Genomic DNA, 14,859 nt, shown 5'->3' with positions numbered 1-14,859 from the left:
ATCCTGGCCTGGATGGAGAAGAACGGCGCCAACCGGCTCGTCCATTTCACCACCGACATGATCTACGGCCATTCGGTGACGGTGCCGCAGGACGAGACGCATCCGGCCCATCCGCTCGGCGAATACGGCGAGAGCAAGCTCGCGACCGAGCGCCTCGCCGACGAATACCGCGCCAAGGGTTTCCGCATCCCGATCTTCCGGCCGCGGCTGATCATCGGGCCGGGGCGGCTCGGCATCCTCGTCAAGCTGTTCAAGCTGATCGACATGCACCTGCCGGTGCCGATGATCGGATCGGGCAAGAATCCTTACCAGTTCATCTCGGTGTTCGACTGTGCCAGTGCCTGCGTCGCGGCCTGGAAGGCGGGCTTCCCGAACGAGGCCTATAATCTCGGCTCGGACGATCCGCCGCCGGTGCGCAAGCTGCTCGGCGACCTGATCAGGCATGCAGGCTCGAAATCGATCCTGCTGCCGACGCCGGCCTCGCTGGTCAAGCTGACGCTCGACACGCTCGATGCGATCAACCTGCCGATCATGGACCCCGAGCAGTACAAGATCGCCGACGAAATCTGCATCCTCGACACCTCCAAGGCCAAGCGCGAGCTCGGCTGGGCGCCGCGCCATCGCGACGAGGACATGCTGCTCGCCGCCTATACCGAATACCGCAAGGCCAAGGACGGCCTTAAAGCAGCCGAGAGGAGCCTCGCCGCATGAGCATGCCCGCCTTCAAGAACGAGGACGTCGCCGTGACGAACCCCCGGCCGCAGCTCATCAGCGTGGAAGCCGCCAAGCAGCTCGATGCCGCGCAGGTAAAGGAGCTCTTCGCCGCCCATATCAATCCCGGCCAGCTTCACTTCCTGAAGCTGCTCGGCTTCGACAAGATCCTCGTCGATCGCGCCGAGGGGATGCATTACATCACCAAGGACGGCCGCAAGATCCTCGATTTCTTCGGCGGCTTCTGCTCGGTCGCCTTCGGCCACAACCATCCGCGCATCATCGCGGCCCGGCAGAAGTTCCAGGACGAGAACCGCCATGAGATCTGCATGGCCTTCATGTCGCAATATGCGTCCGCGCTGTCGAAGAACCTTGCCACGATCGCGCCCGGCGATCTCGACATGGTCTTCCTCGGCTCGACCGGTTCGGAGGCGATGGAGGCGGCGCTGAAGGTCGCCGAGCAGGCGCAGGGGCCGGAGAAGTCCAAGATCCTGCACGCCGCGAATTCGTTCCACGGCAAGACCAAGGGCGTGCTCTCGGTCACGGATTCGACGCTCTACCAGTCGCAGTTCAAGCTGGTCGAGAACCGGGTCAAGGTACCGTTCGGCGACATCGATGCGGTCCGGCAGGCGCTGGAGAGCGATCCGTCGATCGGCATCGTCGTGATGGAGACGATCCAGGGCGGCGGCGGCATCGTCGAGGCGCCCGAGGGCTTCTGGCGCGAATTGCGTGCGCTCTGCGACAAGCATGGCGTGCTCTGGGTCGCCGACGAAGTGCAATGCGGGCTCGGCCGGACCGGCCAGTTCTTCGCCTTCGAGCGTGACGGGGTGGTGCCGGACGTGACGGCGCTTGCCAAGGCGCTCGGCGGCTCCAAGGCAGCGATGGGCGCGATGATCGCGCGGCGCGAGATCTACATGAAGGCCTATGGCAAGCCGAAGAGCGCGCTGATCCATGCGCAGGCGACTTTTGGGGGCATGGGCGAGGCCTGCGTCTCGTCGATCGAGGCCCTCAACGTCCTCTATGACGAGGACCTGATGGGCAATGCCCAGCGCCAGGGCGACTACCTGATCGAGAAGCTGAACGGCCTGCGCGCCAAGTATCCGACCCTGCTCAAGGAAATCCGCGGGCGCGGCCTGATGATCGGCGTCGAGTTCCAGGACATCAGCGAGACCATGCCTTTCGGGCTGAAGCACATGGTCGCGCTGCTCGACGACAAGCTGAAGGGCTCGCTCTGCGGCTTCGTCGGCGCGCTGCTCCTGAAGGAGCACGACGTGCTCGTCGCCTTCACCGAGTATAACCGCAACGTCATCCGGCTGGAGCCGCCTTTGATCGTCACGCGCGAGCAGTGCGACCAGTTCCTCGCGGCCTTCGAAGATGTGCTATCGAGCGGCGTTACCGGCATCGTCACCGGCTACCTGCGCAAGGTCGCGGTCGGCAAGGGCTGAGGCCGCAGCCTGCCGACACAACAAAAGAGCCGGCGGTCGATAGCGACCGCCGGCTCTTTTTTAGTGGATGCTGTTCAGCTTGGCTCAGGCGACGTGGGAAGCGTGCACCGCGTCGGCATTGACGCGCTCGACATCGCTGCGCGACAGGGCGAGATCGGACAGGCCCCGGTCGTCCATCGCATAGAGCGCACGGGCGCTGCTGCGGGCATCGAGCCAGGCTTCGAGCTTAAGCAGCAATCCCAGCACGCGGCCGTCGCGGCGGGGGGCGGAAAAGGAAAGTCCGGCTATGGCATGGCTGGCGAACATGGCGCGCCTCACGAGTGATCTAACTGTCGGGTAATTTGCGCCTTGCTCAGGGTCCAAGCAAATGCGAAGTTCTTCGCATTGCCCAAGTTGGACTTGGCCTGACATGAGCCGCCGCCACCTCCCGCCCCTGGCTTCCCTGCGCGCCTTCGAGGCCGCTGCGCGGCACCGCAATTTCGAGAAGGCCGGAGACGAGCTCGCGGTGACGGCCAGCGCCGTCGGCCAGCATGTGCGCTCGCTCGAGACCTGGCTCAGGCGCCCGCTCTTCGTGCGGCTGCCGAGCAAGGGCGTCGCCCTGACCGAGATCGGCGAGCGCTATGCCGCGACGATCTCGCAGGTGCTCGACCAGCTCAACGAAGCCACGGCGCGGGCCCTGCGGCCGGAGACGCCGAATGTCATCACCGTCAGCACCTTGCCGAGCTTCGCCCTGAACTGGCTGATCCCGCGGCTGGGACATCTGAAGGAGCGCGCGCCCCATCTGGAGGTGCGGGTCGAGGTCTCGGTGAGCCTGACCGATTTCGCCCGCGAGAATGTCGATGTCGCCATCCGCTCGGGCAGCGGCGGCTATCCCGGCCTGCAGAGCGACCTGCTGATGGAAGAGAATTTCTTCCCCGTTTGCAGCGCGGCGCTGCTGGACGATCCCGAGCGGCCGCTGCGCGAGCCGGCGGATCTGCGCCATCACATTCTGCTGCATGAGATCCCGGAGGGCATCCCCGACTTCGTCACCTGGCCGCGCTGGCTCGCCGCGATCGGCGTGAGCGGGGTCGATGCGACCCGGGGCCCGCGCTTCTCGCACACCTTCCTGGCCTTGCAGGCGGCAGCATCGGGGCAGGGTGTAGCGCTCGCCACCAATGTCCTGATCGGGGATTATCTCGATGCCGGCCGTCTGGTCCGGCCGTTCCCGGATCAGGTCAGGGGGCCGCACCAGTATTACCTGGTCTGCCCGGAGGCTTCGGCGCAGCGGCCGGCGATCGCGGCCTTCCGCAGGTGGATCCGCGAGGAAGCCGCGACCCATGTCGGGCTGAGCGTCGGGTCGTGACATCGCGGCCCGCCTGAAACAAAAAGAGGCCGGCTTGCGCCGGCCTTTTGAGTCTTGGGTCTCGAAACAGGGGTCGTCCAGGAAACTCAGTAGTAGCCGCAGACGCGGCGGTAGCCGATCACGTTGCCCCAGCGGTCGAAACGCTCGACCATGTCGCAGGAGCGGACGGGGGCGGGGGCGTCATAGTAGCCGTAGCCATAGGCGGGACGTGTGGCGCCCGCGATGATGGCGCCCGCGGCGAGCGCGCCGACCACACCGGCGCCGACACCCCAGCCACCGTAGCGGTAACCCCAGCGCGGGCGCGCTTCGGCGCCGGAGGCGATCAAGGTGGTGGCCAGGGTCAGGGCCGCGAGGGTCGCGGTCGCAGTCTTGCGGAACGTCGTCATGCTCGTCTCCCGATCTGTGCGAGAGCGAAGGTTTCGCTCTTCATGCTCATTGGTCGCGGGGAGAAACAGGCAGGTTCAAAGGGGCGCGGAATTATTTTGAGGTCGTATCAGCCGGCCGTGACGCGCCGCCAGAAATCCGAGGAGAAGCCGGGGTCGACATGCCCGGCGAAATCGCGCCAGCGCGGGAAGGAGGCCGCAAAGGTCGCGGGCGACATGCGCGCGTCCTTGTAGGGATTGATCCGCCCGCCGGCCGCAATGGCGAGGGCGTCGAGACGCGCTAGCAGCCGCTCGGTCCGTGCGCCGCGATTGGGAAAATCCAGCGTCAGCGTCGCGCCCGGCACGGGGAAGGACATCAGGCCGGGCGAGGGCCGGTTGCCGAAGAGTTTCAGGACCGTCAGGAAGGAAGCCTCGCCCGCATCGAGCATCTGCCCGAGCATCATGGCGACGGCATCGTGAGCCTTGTCCATCGGGACTGCGCATTGGAACTGGCGCAAGCCCTTCGGGCCATAGGCACGGTTCCAGTCGTGGATGCGATCGAGCGGGTAGAAGAACGGGCGATAGGGCACCCGGCGCGCGAGGCCGTCGCGTGGCTGGCTGTTGCGGTAGAGCCAGTTGAAGGCGCTCAGCGTCAGGCGGTTGATGAGCGGAAAGGGCGGTTTTAGCGGAAAGGGCAGGGAGCGCGCCTCGCGCGGGGCCAGCGCATCCGAAGCGGGGGCATGATTGGCGCGGAAGAAGACGCCGCGGCCGAGATGGCGGCCGCCAGCGAGCGAGTCGATCCAGGCGACGGTGTAGTCATGCGTGGCATCGGAAGCCGCGGCGATGTCGAAGAAGCTGGCGAGATCGCCGAAATGCAGGACCTCCTGTGCCATCTCGGCTGATGCGATGGGCCTGAGCTGCAGCGTCACCTGCGTCACCAGCCCGGTCAGGCCGAAGCCGCCGATGGTGGCGGCGAAGAGCTCGGGATTGAGGTCGGGTGCGCAGATCAGGCGCTGCCCGTCCGAGCGCATGAGCTCGAAGGCACGGACATGGCAGCCGAAGGTGCCAGCGCTGTGGTGGTTCTTGCCGTGGACGTCGTTGACGAGCGCGCCGCCGACGGTGACGAAGGCGGTGCCGGGCGTGACCGGCGGGAACCAGCCCGCCGGCACGACGATGTCGAGCAGGCGGTCGAGCAGGAGGCCCGCGCCGCAGGTCAGAACGCCCGTCTCGCGATCGAAGGCCAGGATGTCGTCGAGCCCACGCGTATCGATAAGCGTGCCGCCATTGTTCAGGCAGGAATCGCCATAGGAGCGCCCGTTGCCGTAGGCGAGGAGAGGGCGGCGCGGGCGATGGGGCGTATCGAGCCAGTCGCGGGCATCGACGATCGCGCTGTCGCGGGCGGCGAGGCCGCCCCAGGAGCGAAAGCTGGCGAGCGGGGCGGTCACGGCACGAATGTCGCCGCGACCATGATCAGGACGACGACGAGCCCCATGAACTGGCTGCGCCAGTCGCGGATCATGAAGATCAGCGGGTCGTCCGGCATGTTGCCGCGGCGAGCCAGGAACCAGATCCGCGCCATCTGGTAGAGCACGATCGGGCACATCAGCCAGATCAGCTTCGGCTGGCTGTAGAGCTGCTTCACATTGGCGCTGTCGACATAGAGCGCCATGATGAGCGCGCAGGTGCAGCCCGAGGCCATGCCGAGCTGGGACAGGGCCTCGATATCCTCTGCGTGATAGCCGCGCCCCGCCTTCTTCAGGCCGGACTGGTCCTGGGTCAGGCGCAATTCGGTATAGCGCTTCACCAGCGCGAGGCTGAGGAAGAGGAACATCGCGAAGGCGAGGAGCCAGGACGACACGGGGATGGCGGCGGCGGCGTTGCCGGCGAGGATGCGCAAGGTGTGCATGGCGGCCAGCCCGAGGACATCGACCAGGAGCTTGCGCTTCAGAACCAGCAGATAGGCCAGCGCCAGGAAGAGATAGGCCAGCAGCGACAGCAGGAAGGGCTGCGGCTGCGGCACGAGGGCGACCAGGGAGAAGGCGGCCGCGAGCAGCACCGGCACGGCGGCATAGGCCTGCATCGCCGTGATCTCGCCGGCCGCGAGCGGGCGCTTGCACTTGGTCGGGTGGCGCCGGTCCGCCTCGACATCCATGATGTCGTTGAGAAGGTAGATCGCCGAGGCGATCAGGCTGAAAGCGACGAAGGCGATCAGGCCCAGCCAGAGCGCATGCGGATCGAAGACGTCGTGGTTGAGCAGGATCGGGACGAAGACGAGGCCGTTCTTGAGCCAGTGATGCGGCCGCATCGCCCTGATCATCGCGGTCACAGACATGGTTCGGCCCGTCTTCCCCAAGACACGGGTCGCCATCCGCGATGCGGTACGCGACCGCCGGCTCACCGGCGCGGGCGTTATCGGCGGCAAACTCCTAAACGGGAGTGCACATGGCGTCGAAACGGGCAGCGATTTCAACGCCATGCTTAACATCGGGCTTCCGCATTCCCCGAAAGCCGGGTTCGACGGTGCCTGGCGGCGGCACCGTCCCGCGCGGTCACTGATGCGGCGTCAGACCTTGGCGGCGCTGGCGGCGGCGTCGATATTCGCAACCAGTTCGGCATCGAGGCCGAGCGAGCCGGCCAGGCCAGCCAGGAAGTCCTTCTCGGCGGCATTGTCCGGATTGATGGCGATGCGCGCCGCCGTATAGATCTGTGCCGCGAGCTCGGGGCTTTCGGCCGCCTCGACCAGTGTATCGATTGAGGCCGGGTTCGCCATCTCCTTGGCCAGCCAGTCATGGGCCTCCCGATCGAGGCCGGCTTCCTTGAGCCCGCCCAGGATGGCGCTCTGCTCCTCGTCGTCGATATGGCCGTCGGCCGCTGCCGCCGCGATCATCGCGCGGATGAAGGTCAGGGTCGTGGCCTCGCTCGCCGCCTGCGGCTCGAAGCCGGTGCCGGCCGGAGCCGGCAGCAGCTCCTGCTGGCTGGCGTTGAGCAGCGGCTTGCCGGCCTGATAGTTCTGGTAGGCCTTGTAGGCGAGGCCGCCGATCAGGGCGAGGCCGCCGAGCTTGGCCGCGGAGCCTGCCACTGCGCGTCCGGTGCTCGTGCCGAAGACGAGCGCGCCGAGGCCGCCGAGCACGGCGGTCGCCAAAGCCGGATTGTTGTTGAACATGCCCTTGGCCTGCTCGATCAACTGGTCGGGAGTCCTGCCGCCGGTGACGCGGCCGAGCGCATCGCCGGTGCCCTGCTGCACGCCTGTCTGGCGCGCGGCGTCGCCCAAGCCTTGCGTCGCCTGGGTCAGGATTTGCCCCGCCAGGCCGCCGAGCCCGCCCGAGCGCTGGACCTGATCGGCCAGCCCGCCGAGCATGCCGCCGAGGCCGCCCTGCTGTCCGGCCTGTGCGCCGGCCTGGCTGCCGGCGCTGATCAGGGCGTCGAGCAGGGATTTGGCGTTGAACATAGAGTCTTCTCCTGTTGGCGGTCGTCATGCCGCGCAGTCGAGATCGATCAGCCGCATGAAAACGGCGCGACCAAGGCGTGGCTTTGCACAGCTTCGCGCTCAAGTCATCGGCAACGGCAGAAGCCCCGGCTCCTTCAGGGTTTCCAGCGCGATCTCGGAGCGGACGCGGGCCACGCTCTCATGCGGCATCAGGATCTCGTTGACCAGCCGGGCCAGCGCCTTGAGGTCGCCGACCGCGACCTTCAGCAGGTAATCCGCCTCGCCCGTCAGGGCATGGGCCTCGAGGATCGCGGGCGTCAGACGCACGAGATCGCGGAAGCGCCGGGCATTGTCGCGGGTATGCGTGTCGAGCGCGACATGGATGAAGACGATGACGCCGAGGCCGACGGCCGATGGCTCCAGCGCCGCACGATAGCCGCGGATCACGCCCTCCTGCTCCAGTCGCTGCCGGCGGCGCGAGACCTGGCTCGCCGACAGGCCGACCCTCTCGGCCAGGGCTGCATTGGTGAGGGAGGCGTCGTTCTGCAGCGCGTCCAGCAAGCGCCAGTCGAGTGCGTCGAGTGCCGCCATATGATGCATCCTTCGCAGGCATGATGCGCAGATCGTGCATCGAAACGCTTATCGCGGGCAAGTTTGCACGCCATTCGCCTGATGTCTGCGCGATGATGGGATACCCCGGAGAGAGCAGACAAGAGGAATGCCAATGGGTCCGTTTCCGCACGATGCCGCCCCGCCCGCGATCTCGGCGGCCAACCCGATGGGAACCGACGGCTTCGAGTTCGTCGAATTCGCCCATCCCGAGCCCGAAAAGCTCGGTTCCCTCTTCGAGACGATGGGCTTCACCAAGGTCGCCCGCCACCGTTCGAAGCAGGTGACGCTCTATCGGCAGGGCGACGTCAATTTCGTCGTCAATGCGGAGCCCGACTCCTTCGCCCAGGCCTTTGCTGCCGAGCATGGTCCTTGCGCCTGCGCCATGGCCTTCCGCGTCGTCGATGCGAAGCATGCCTTCGAGCGTGCGGTGTCGCTGGGCGCCGAGCCCTATGAGAGCGCGATCGGGCCGGGCGAGCTCGCGATCCCCGCCGTGCGCGGCATCGGCGGCTCGCTGCTCTATTTCGTCGATCGCTATGGCGAGAAGGGCTCGATCTGGGATGTCGATTTCGAATGGATCGGCGAGCGCGACCCTCATCCCGAGCAGGCCGGGCTCTATTATCTCGACCACCTCACCCATAACGTCATCCGCGGACGCATGGACCATTGGGCCGGCTGGTACGGCAAGCTGTTCAATTTCCGCGAGATCCGCTTCTTCAACATCGAGGGCAAGCTGACCGGTCTGATCTCGCGGGCGCTGACCTCGCCCTGCGGCAAGATCCGCATACCGATCAACGAGTCGCTCGACGACAAGAGCCAGATCGAGGAGTACCTGCGCCAGTACAAGGGCGAGGGCATCCAGCATGTCGCGATGGGCTCGCGCGACATCTATGCCAGCGTCGAGGCCCTGCGCGGCAACGGGCTGCCCTTCATGCCGGCGCCGCCCGTGACCTATTACGAGAAGGTCGATGCGCGCGTGCCGAACCATGGCGAGCCGGTCGAGCGGCTGAAGGCCAACGGCATCCTGATCGACGGCGAGGGCGCGGTCGCGCTCGGCGAGAAGGAGGGGCGGATGAGCAAGGTGCTGCTGCAGATCTTCTCGGCCACGGTGGTCGGGCCGATCTTCTTCGAGTTCATCCAGCGCAAGGGCGATGACGGCTTCGGCGAGGGCAATTTCCGTGCGCTGTTCGAATCGATCGAGGAGGACCAGATCCGCCGGGGCGTGCTGAGCCCGGCGGCTGCGGAGTGAAGCTTCGGGGAGAGGGTCTGGCGGTTTCCATGCCGTCATTCCGGGCCTGACCCGGAATCCATCGTCAAGCGCAGCGCCCTATGATGGATTCCGGATCGGCGCCGCTTCGCGGCTTGTCCGGAATGACGGAGGTTCCTTGTAGAGACGCCGGGCCCTACGGCGCGAGCTTCCGCATCAGGAGCGGGGCCCCGACCGCCGGGTCCTTGCGCCATTGGCCGTTCTCGAAGACGAGGTCGGTGCCGTGGCCGCGCCGCGCGACGAGCGTCAGGCGGCCGCCGGCGTAGCGCCAGGCGACCGGATCGAAGATCGTCAAACCGGTATCGGGGCACATGCCTTCGAAGGCGGCGGGCTGGCGACCGTCGGCTGCCGCGGGCGAGAGCAGAAGGCGGCAGGCCTCGCGGTTCTGCTGGCGCATCAGCACATAGCGGCCCGGCAGGGAAGCGGGCGCCGGTGCCGTTGCAGGATCGACTGGCGTGATGCGCTGGGCCGCCGTGGCGGCTGGGCTCTGGGCGACCTGCGACGCGATGCGGGGATGGGCGCCCGACGAGAGCTTGTAAGCCTTGCCGTCGCTGCCCTTGCCGTCGAGGCCGGTTTCGGGTGAGCCGCTCTGGAACGCGACGACTTCCTTGCCGCCTGCATCCATGAACTGCGGCTGCCCGCTTCCGTTCAGCGTCCAGGACGCGGCCGTGTCGAGGATCGGCAAGGCGCGCCGGCAGGTGGCCGGGAAGCGCAACTGACGCCTGTTGCCGGCCGGCTCCGCGCCGAGGGTAATCGTGCAGCTTCGCGATTCGCCGGCAAGCGCGAGCTCCCAGGCGCCGAGCCAGCGGCGGATCGCGTCCGGCGCCTTGTCGGCGCCGCGCGGCAGCGGTCCCGTCTGGGCAGCCGCCGGCAGGGAGCCGGCGGCGAGGATCAGGAGCGGCAGCAGCCGGCGGATCAGGCCTTTTTCCATGGTGTCTCCGACACGGGCGTCAGCGGCCCCTTGCCATCGAACCATGAAACCATGTTGTCGACCAGAAGCTGGCCCATCGCCTCGCGGGTATGGACCGAGGCCGAGCCGACATGGGGCAGCAGCACCGCATGCTCGATCGCGATCAGCTCGGCCGGCACGCGCGGCTCGTCCTCGAAGACGTCGAGGCCGGCGGAGAGGATGGTCTTATCCTTGAGCGCCTTGATCAGCGCCTGCTCGTCCACGACGGTGCCGCGGCCGACATTGACCAGAATGCCGTTGGGACCGAGCGCCTCCAGCACCTCGGCATTGATGATGTGATGGGTCGAGGCTCCGCCCGGCGCGACCGAGATCAGCGTGTCGACATCGGCGGCCATATCAACCAGCGACGGGTAATAGGGATAGGACACGTCCGGCTGGCGCGAGCGGCCGTGATAGACGACCGGCAGGCCGAAGGCCTCGACGCGCTGCGCCACCGCCTTGCCGATGCGGCCGAGACCGACGATGCCGACCTTGCGGCCTCGCAGCGAGGTGGTGAGCGGGTAATTGCCCTGCAGCCACTTGCCTTCGCGCAGGTAGCGGTCGACCTGGGGCAATTGGCGGACGGTGGCGATCAGCAGGCCGAGCGCGAGATCGGCGACCTCGTCGGTCAGCACGTCGGGCGTGTTGGTCACGACGAGGCCGCGCTTGCCGGCCTCGGCCGCGTCGACATGGTCGTAGCCGACGCCGAAGCTGGAGATGACCTCAAGCTTGGGCAGCGCATCGAACAGCGCGCCGTCAACCCGGTTGTGCCCGCCGCCCGCGGCGACGCCGCGCACGCGGCCGGCGACCTCGCGCAGCAGCGCGTCGCGATCGGCCGCCTTCCACAATTCATGGACAGTGAAGCGCGCCTTGAGCTGGTCGGCCGCGTAGGCCATGAGCGGGCCGGTCTGGACGATTTCGGGCTTGGTAGAGGCTGTCATGGTCGAGCTGTCCGTCTGTGGTGGCGAAGGTCGTTGATTCGGCTTGTCTGAATCGATTAAATCGAGATGGCGCAGCCTGCCGAGAGGGCATAGCCCGGCCGCCGCATGAGCGCTATCCGATCACGCCTCGCCGATGGGAGCGAGGCGCTCATTTAGTATGCTTTATTCTGGCGATTTTCCCAGTCTCCGTGGCGACATGGGCTCCGAGCGAGGCGAGCGTGGTGTTCAGGCTGTCGATGACGAGGCCGGCCATGCGCGCCGAAGCGAGATCCCCGTCGCGGTCGATGATCGCGAGCAGGACGTGTTCGTGGTCGGGCAGGGACTCGATATAGGCGGCCTCGTCGCCGGTCTTCAGCAGCAATGACCATTGCAGCGTGGCGATGACGGCGCTGGAGAGGCATTGCAGCGCGGCATTCTGGGCGGCGGAGAAGATCGCCTCGTGGAAGGCGAGGTCGGCGCGGATCGTCGCTTCCGCATAGGGCGCGCCATCGGCCATGCCGCGATAGGCGGCCTCGATGCGGGCAATGTCGGCCGAGGTGCGGCGCTGTGCGGCGAGGCGGGCGGCGCTGGGCTCGACGAAGCGGCGCAACTCGAAGAGATCGCGGATGAATTTCTCGTTCGGGTCGGACTCGAAATGCCAGGACAGGACGTCGGGGTCGAGCAGGTTCCAGCGTTCGCGCGGCGCGGCGCGGGTGCCGCTCTTCGGGCGCGCCTCGACCAGCCCTTTCGCCGTCAGAATCTTCACCGCCTCGCGATAGGCCGTACGCGAGACCGAGATCTCGGAGCGCAGATCGTCCTCGTTCGGCAGGACTTCGCCCGCCCGGACGCGGCCGGTGATGATCGCAACCGCGAGCTTCTGGGCGACCTGGCCGAAAAGCCGGTCCGGATTGAGCGTCGTCGGCCGCGAGAAGTCGCGTACGCGCATCGCTGGGCCCCTCCCTCGGGCAGCTTCGGCCAGCCTGAATTTGCGGCAGGGCGAAGGCTGTGGCGGCGCTTGACAGGGCCGCTTCTATCGTATGACTTTATCGCAGATTGGAACGGACACAATCGCCGGGAACAGGCGTGTGCGCTTTCATCATTCGGTCACCAGAAGCCGATTGTGGCTGCAAGCCGCCTGAAAGGCGAGCGCGCGGTCAGGGAACGGAAACAGGGAAGGACGGCATGGCTTCAGTCCAGATTGCCGATGTGCGCAAGGCCTATGGGTCGACGCAGGTCATCCACGGCGTCGATATCGACATCAACGACGGCGAGTTCGTCATCCTGGTCGGCCCGTCGGGCTGCGGGAAGTCGACGCTGCTGCGCATGATCGCGGGCCTCGAGAACATTTCGGGCGGCGAGATCCGGATCGGGCCGCGCGTGGTGAACGACGTTCCGCCGAAGGAGCGCGACATCGCCATGGTGTTCCAGAACTATGCGCTCTATCCGCATATGACGGTCGCCGACAACATGGCCTTCTCGATGAAGCTCCGGAAGGCGCCGAAGAGCGAGATCGACGAGCGCGTCAACAAGGCGGCTGGCATTCTCGGCCTCGACAAGCTGCTCGACCGGTATCCGCGGCAGCTCTCGGGCGGCCAGCGCCAGCGCGTTGCGATGGGCCGGGCGATCGTGCGCGATCCGCAGGTCTTCCTGTTCGACGAGCCTCTCTCCAATCTCGACGCCAAGCTGCGCGTGCAGATGCGCACCGAGATCAAGGAACTGCATCAGCGCCTGAAGACCACCACGGTCTATGTCACGCACGACCAGATCGAAGCCATGACCATGGCCGACAAGATCGTGGTGATGCATGACGGCATCGTCGAGCAGATGGGCGCCCCGCTCGATCTCTACGACAATCCCGCCAACCTCTTCGTCGCGGCCTTCATCGGCTCGCCCTCGATGAACCTGCTCAAGGGCAAGATCATCGGTGCGGGCTTCGAGACCGAGGGCGGGGTCGTCTGGCCGATCGGCAAGCACCCGGTGGGTTCCGATGGGCTTGCCGCGGTGCTGGGCATCCGCCCCGAGCATTTCCAGCTCGACCCCAACGGCCTCAAGGCCGAGGTCGCGGTCGTCGAGCCGATGGGCTCGGAGACGCAGGTCGTCGTTCGCTGCGGCGGGCAGGACCTGACCTGCATCTTCCGCGAGCGCATCTCGGCCAAGCCCGGCGAGACGATCGGCATCACCCCCGATACCAGCGTCACGCATCTCTTCGACGCTGCGACCGGCAAGCGGATCTGAGGGTACGCGCCGGCCGGATTGCGCCGCGACCCGGCCGTGCCGCGCGTCTTGATGCCAAGGTTCGAGAGGGTTCGCGATCCGGGCGATTCAGCCTGATCGGCCCGGCTCCACGGAATTCGCCGCCCCGCGAGACAGGGCGACGGATGATCGCTGTCAACGCCTATCAATCATGCAGGACGGTGGTCCCATGCAGGCCGCCGCCGCACCCACGGAGGAGACGGTTTCCATGAGCATTTCCAGAAGAGACGTTCTGATCGGTGGCGCCGGACTCGCGGCGGGAGCGACGCTGCCGCTGGCGCCGTCCATCGCGCAGGCCAAGATCGAGCAGGGCGCCACGTTGCGCGTGCTGCGCCCGACCAAGTTCGTCGATCCCGACCAGGCCATCTTCAACGAGAACACCGAGGCCTTCACCAAGGCGACCGGCGTGCCGGTGCGCGTCGACTATGCCGGCTGGGAGGATCTGCGCCCGCAGACGGCGGTGACCGCCAATACCGGCGCGGGCCCGGATGTCGTCGTCGGCTGGGCCGACGATCCGCATATCTTCTCGGACAAGCTGATCGACCTCACCGACATCGCCGAGGACCTCGGCAAGAAATATGGCGGCTGGTACCCGATCGCCGAGAAATACGGCAAGAAGGACAAGACCAACCAGTGGGTCTCGATCCCGATGGGCGCGTCCGGCGCGCCGGCGGTCTATCGTGAATCCTGGGTCAAGGAAGCGGGCTTCGACACCTTCCCGAAGGATCTCGACAACTTCCTGAAGCTCTGCCGCAAGCTCAAGGAGATCGGGCATCCCGCCGGTTTCGCGCTCGGCAATGCGGTGGGCGACGGCAACGCCTTCTGCAACTGGCTCGTCTGGACCCATGGCGGCTACATGGTCGATGAGAACAACAAGGTCGCGATCAACTCGAAGGAGACGATCGAGGCGCTGAAATACGCCAAGGCGCTCTACGAGACCTTCATCCCCGGCACGCTGTCCTGGCTCGACATCAGCAACAACAAGGCGCTGACGGCCGGTGAGATCGGCGTCACCCAGAACGGCGTCTCGCTGTATTTCTCGATCAAAAACTCGAAGGACGAGAAGACCGCTGCGATCGGCAAGGACCTGAACCACGCGACCATGCCGGTCGGCCCGCTCGGTCGCCCTTCGGAGCCGGCGCTGATCATCAACGCCATGGCGTTCAAGCACACCAAGTTCCCGAACGCGGCCAAGGAATATCTCCGCTTCATGATGGAGAAGGAGCAGTACGACAAGTGGCTGACCGGCTGCTACGGCTACTGGACTCAGCCGCTCAAGGGCTATGCCGAGAGCAAGGTCTGGTCGAGCGATCCGAAGATCTTGGTCTATCGCGACACCTGGGAGCGGGCGCTCTGGAGCGGCTACAAAGGCTCGATCAACGAGGCCGCCGGCACGGTCAATGCCGAGTATGTCGTCGTGCAGATGGTCGCATCCGTCTGCTCCGGCCAGGCGACGCCGGAAGAGGCCGCCAAGGAGGCCGAGCGCCGCGCCAAGCGCTACTACCGGACCTGATGCCGACCTGGCTCTGACCCGGATACGCGCGGCCGCCGGTTCGTCCGGCGGCCGTCGACAG

Annotated in this window: 15 protein-coding genes; 6 read left to right on the top strand and 9 right to left on the bottom strand. The window is 66.6% G+C overall.

Going from position 1 to position 14,859, the window contains the following annotated elements:
* Positions 1–711 (top strand): NAD-dependent epimerase/dehydratase family protein (locus JHD80_RS10365; RefSeq protein ID WP_199086746.1); only part of this gene is annotated, 711 nt, incomplete at its 5' end.
* Positions 708–2,156 carry an aspartate aminotransferase family protein gene (locus JHD80_RS10360; protein WP_199086745.1) on the top strand — a complete coding sequence of 483 codons (1,449 nt, stop codon included), beginning with the start codon at positions 708–710 and terminating at the stop codon, positions 2,154–2,156. The genes JHD80_RS10365 and JHD80_RS10360, both read left to right, overlap by 4 nt.
* An 84-nt stretch (positions 2,157–2,240) precedes the next feature.
* Here JHD80_RS10360 and JHD80_RS10355 read toward each other — a convergent pair whose 3' ends face one another.
* Complete coding sequence (locus tag JHD80_RS10355; RefSeq protein ID WP_199086743.1) at positions 2,241–2,462, bottom strand: DUF1127 domain-containing protein; 222 nt, start codon at positions 2,460–2,462, stop codon at positions 2,241–2,243.
* A gap of 103 nt (positions 2,463–2,565) precedes the next feature.
* On the opposite strand from JHD80_RS10355, the gene gcvA reads away from it, so the two are divergent.
* The gene (gene gcvA / locus JHD80_RS10350) at positions 2,566–3,498 is read left to right on the top strand and encodes a transcriptional regulator GcvA (protein WP_199086741.1); all 933 of its coding nucleotides are present in this window, start codon (positions 2,566–2,568) and stop codon (positions 3,496–3,498) included.
* A gap of 86 nt (positions 3,499–3,584) precedes the next feature.
* Here the strand turns inward: gcvA and JHD80_RS10345 are convergent, their stop codons facing one another.
* From JHD80_RS10345 to JHD80_RS10325, 5 genes are all read right to left on the bottom strand, one after another.
* Entirely contained in the window at positions 3,585–3,884 is a 300-nt protein-coding gene (locus JHD80_RS10345) for a hypothetical protein (protein ID WP_199086739.1), read from the bottom strand.
* A 107-nt stretch (positions 3,885–3,991) separates the two neighbouring features.
* Positions 3,992–5,305 (bottom strand): FAD-binding protein, encoded by a 1,314-nt coding sequence (locus tag JHD80_RS10340; protein WP_199086737.1) that lies wholly within the window; start codon positions 5,303–5,305, stop codon positions 3,992–3,994.
* Positions 5,302–6,228 carry a UbiA family prenyltransferase gene (locus JHD80_RS10335; RefSeq protein WP_282568380.1) on the bottom strand — a complete coding sequence of 309 codons (927 nt, stop codon included), beginning with the start codon at positions 6,226–6,228 and terminating at the stop codon, positions 5,302–5,304. Before JHD80_RS10335 ends, JHD80_RS10340 begins: the two co-directional genes overlap by 4 nt.
* Positions 6,229–6,423: 195 nt before the next feature.
* A complete protein-coding gene (locus JHD80_RS10330) occupies positions 6,424–7,308 on the bottom strand; it encodes a tellurite resistance TerB family protein (RefSeq protein WP_199086733.1) in 885 nt (294 codons plus the stop codon).
* Positions 7,309–7,407: 99 nt separating this feature from the next.
* Entirely contained in the window at positions 7,408–7,878 is a 471-nt protein-coding gene (locus tag JHD80_RS10325) for an Lrp/AsnC family transcriptional regulator (RefSeq protein ID WP_199086731.1), read from the bottom strand.
* Between the two features lie 133 nt (positions 7,879–8,011).
* On the opposite strand from JHD80_RS10325, the gene hppD reads away from it, so the two are divergent.
* A complete protein-coding gene (gene hppD / locus JHD80_RS10320) occupies positions 8,012–9,145 on the top strand; it encodes a 4-hydroxyphenylpyruvate dioxygenase (protein ID WP_199086729.1) in 1,134 nt (377 codons plus the stop codon).
* A 154-nt stretch (positions 9,146–9,299) separates the two neighbouring features.
* Here the strand turns inward: hppD and JHD80_RS10315 are convergent, their stop codons facing one another.
* From JHD80_RS10315 to JHD80_RS10305, 3 genes are all read right to left on the bottom strand, one after another.
* Entirely contained in the window at positions 9,300–10,094 is a 795-nt protein-coding gene (locus tag JHD80_RS10315; protein WP_199086727.1) for an AprI/Inh family metalloprotease inhibitor, read from the bottom strand.
* Complete coding sequence (locus JHD80_RS10310) at positions 10,079–11,053, bottom strand: 2-hydroxyacid dehydrogenase (protein WP_199086725.1); 975 nt, start codon at positions 11,051–11,053, stop codon at positions 10,079–10,081. Before JHD80_RS10310 ends, JHD80_RS10315 begins: the two co-directional genes overlap by 16 nt.
* Before the next feature lie 148 nt (positions 11,054–11,201).
* Positions 11,202–11,978, bottom strand: coding sequence for a FadR/GntR family transcriptional regulator (locus JHD80_RS10305; protein ID WP_199086723.1), 777 nt, complete (start codon positions 11,976–11,978; stop codon positions 11,202–11,204).
* A 236-nt stretch (positions 11,979–12,214) separates the two neighbouring features.
* Here JHD80_RS10305 and JHD80_RS10300 point away from each other — a divergent pair, with 236 nt between their 5' ends.
* Both JHD80_RS10300 and JHD80_RS10295 read left to right on the top strand, forming a co-directional pair.
* Positions 12,215–13,267: an ABC transporter ATP-binding protein gene (locus JHD80_RS10300; protein ID WP_199086721.1), complete on the top strand. Its 1,053-nt coding sequence runs from the start codon at positions 12,215–12,217 to the stop codon at positions 13,265–13,267.
* Between the two features lie 226 nt (positions 13,268–13,493).
* Entirely contained in the window at positions 13,494–14,798 is a 1,305-nt protein-coding gene (locus JHD80_RS10295) for an ABC transporter substrate-binding protein (RefSeq protein WP_199086720.1), read from the top strand.
* Positions 14,799–14,859 lie beyond the last annotated feature (61 nt).

Source organism: Allobosea sp. ASV33 (assembly GCF_016428755.1).
Classification (GTDB): domain Bacteria; phylum Pseudomonadota; class Alphaproteobacteria; order Rhizobiales; family Beijerinckiaceae; genus Allobosea.
The sequence above is the reverse complement of the archived record's forward strand: the minus strand, read 5'-3'. Positions and strand labels throughout refer to the sequence as shown.

Coding starts and splice junctions, on each gene's coding strand:
- JHD80_RS10345 (WP_199086739.1), bottom strand. CDS start 3,884: ATGACGACGTTCCGCAAGACTGCGACCGCGACCCTCGCGGCCCTGACC.
- JHD80_RS10330 (WP_199086733.1), bottom strand. CDS start 7,308: ATGTTCAACGCCAAATCCCTGCTCGACGCCCTGATCAGCGCCGGCAGC.
- hppD (WP_199086729.1), top strand. CDS start 8,012: ATGGGTCCGTTTCCGCACGATGCCGCCCCGCCCGCGATCTCGGCGGCC.
- JHD80_RS10315 (WP_199086727.1), bottom strand. CDS start 10,094: ATGGAAAAAGGCCTGATCCGCCGGCTGCTGCCGCTCCTGATCCTCGCC.
- JHD80_RS10300 (WP_199086721.1), top strand. CDS start 12,215: ATGGCTTCAGTCCAGATTGCCGATGTGCGCAAGGCCTATGGGTCGACG.
- JHD80_RS10335 (WP_282568380.1), bottom strand. CDS start 6,228: ATGGCGACCCGTGTCTTGGGGAAGACGGGCCGAACCATGTCTGTGACC.
- JHD80_RS10310 (WP_199086725.1), bottom strand. CDS start 11,053: ATGACAGCCTCTACCAAGCCCGAAATCGTCCAGACCGGCCCGCTCATG.
- JHD80_RS10305 (WP_199086723.1), bottom strand. CDS start 11,978: ATGCGCGTACGCGACTTCTCGCGGCCGACGACGCTCAATCCGGACCGG.
- gcvA (WP_199086741.1), top strand. CDS start 2,566: ATGAGCCGCCGCCACCTCCCGCCCCTGGCTTCCCTGCGCGCCTTCGAG.
- JHD80_RS10295 (WP_199086720.1), top strand. CDS start 13,494: ATGAGCATTTCCAGAAGAGACGTTCTGATCGGTGGCGCCGGACTCGCG.
- JHD80_RS10325 (WP_199086731.1), bottom strand. CDS start 7,878: ATGGCGGCACTCGACGCACTCGACTGGCGCTTGCTGGACGCGCTGCAG.
- JHD80_RS10355 (WP_199086743.1), bottom strand. CDS start 2,462: ATGTTCGCCAGCCATGCCATAGCCGGACTTTCCTTTTCCGCCCCCCGC.
- JHD80_RS10360 (WP_199086745.1), top strand. CDS start 708: ATGAGCATGCCCGCCTTCAAGAACGAGGACGTCGCCGTGACGAACCCC.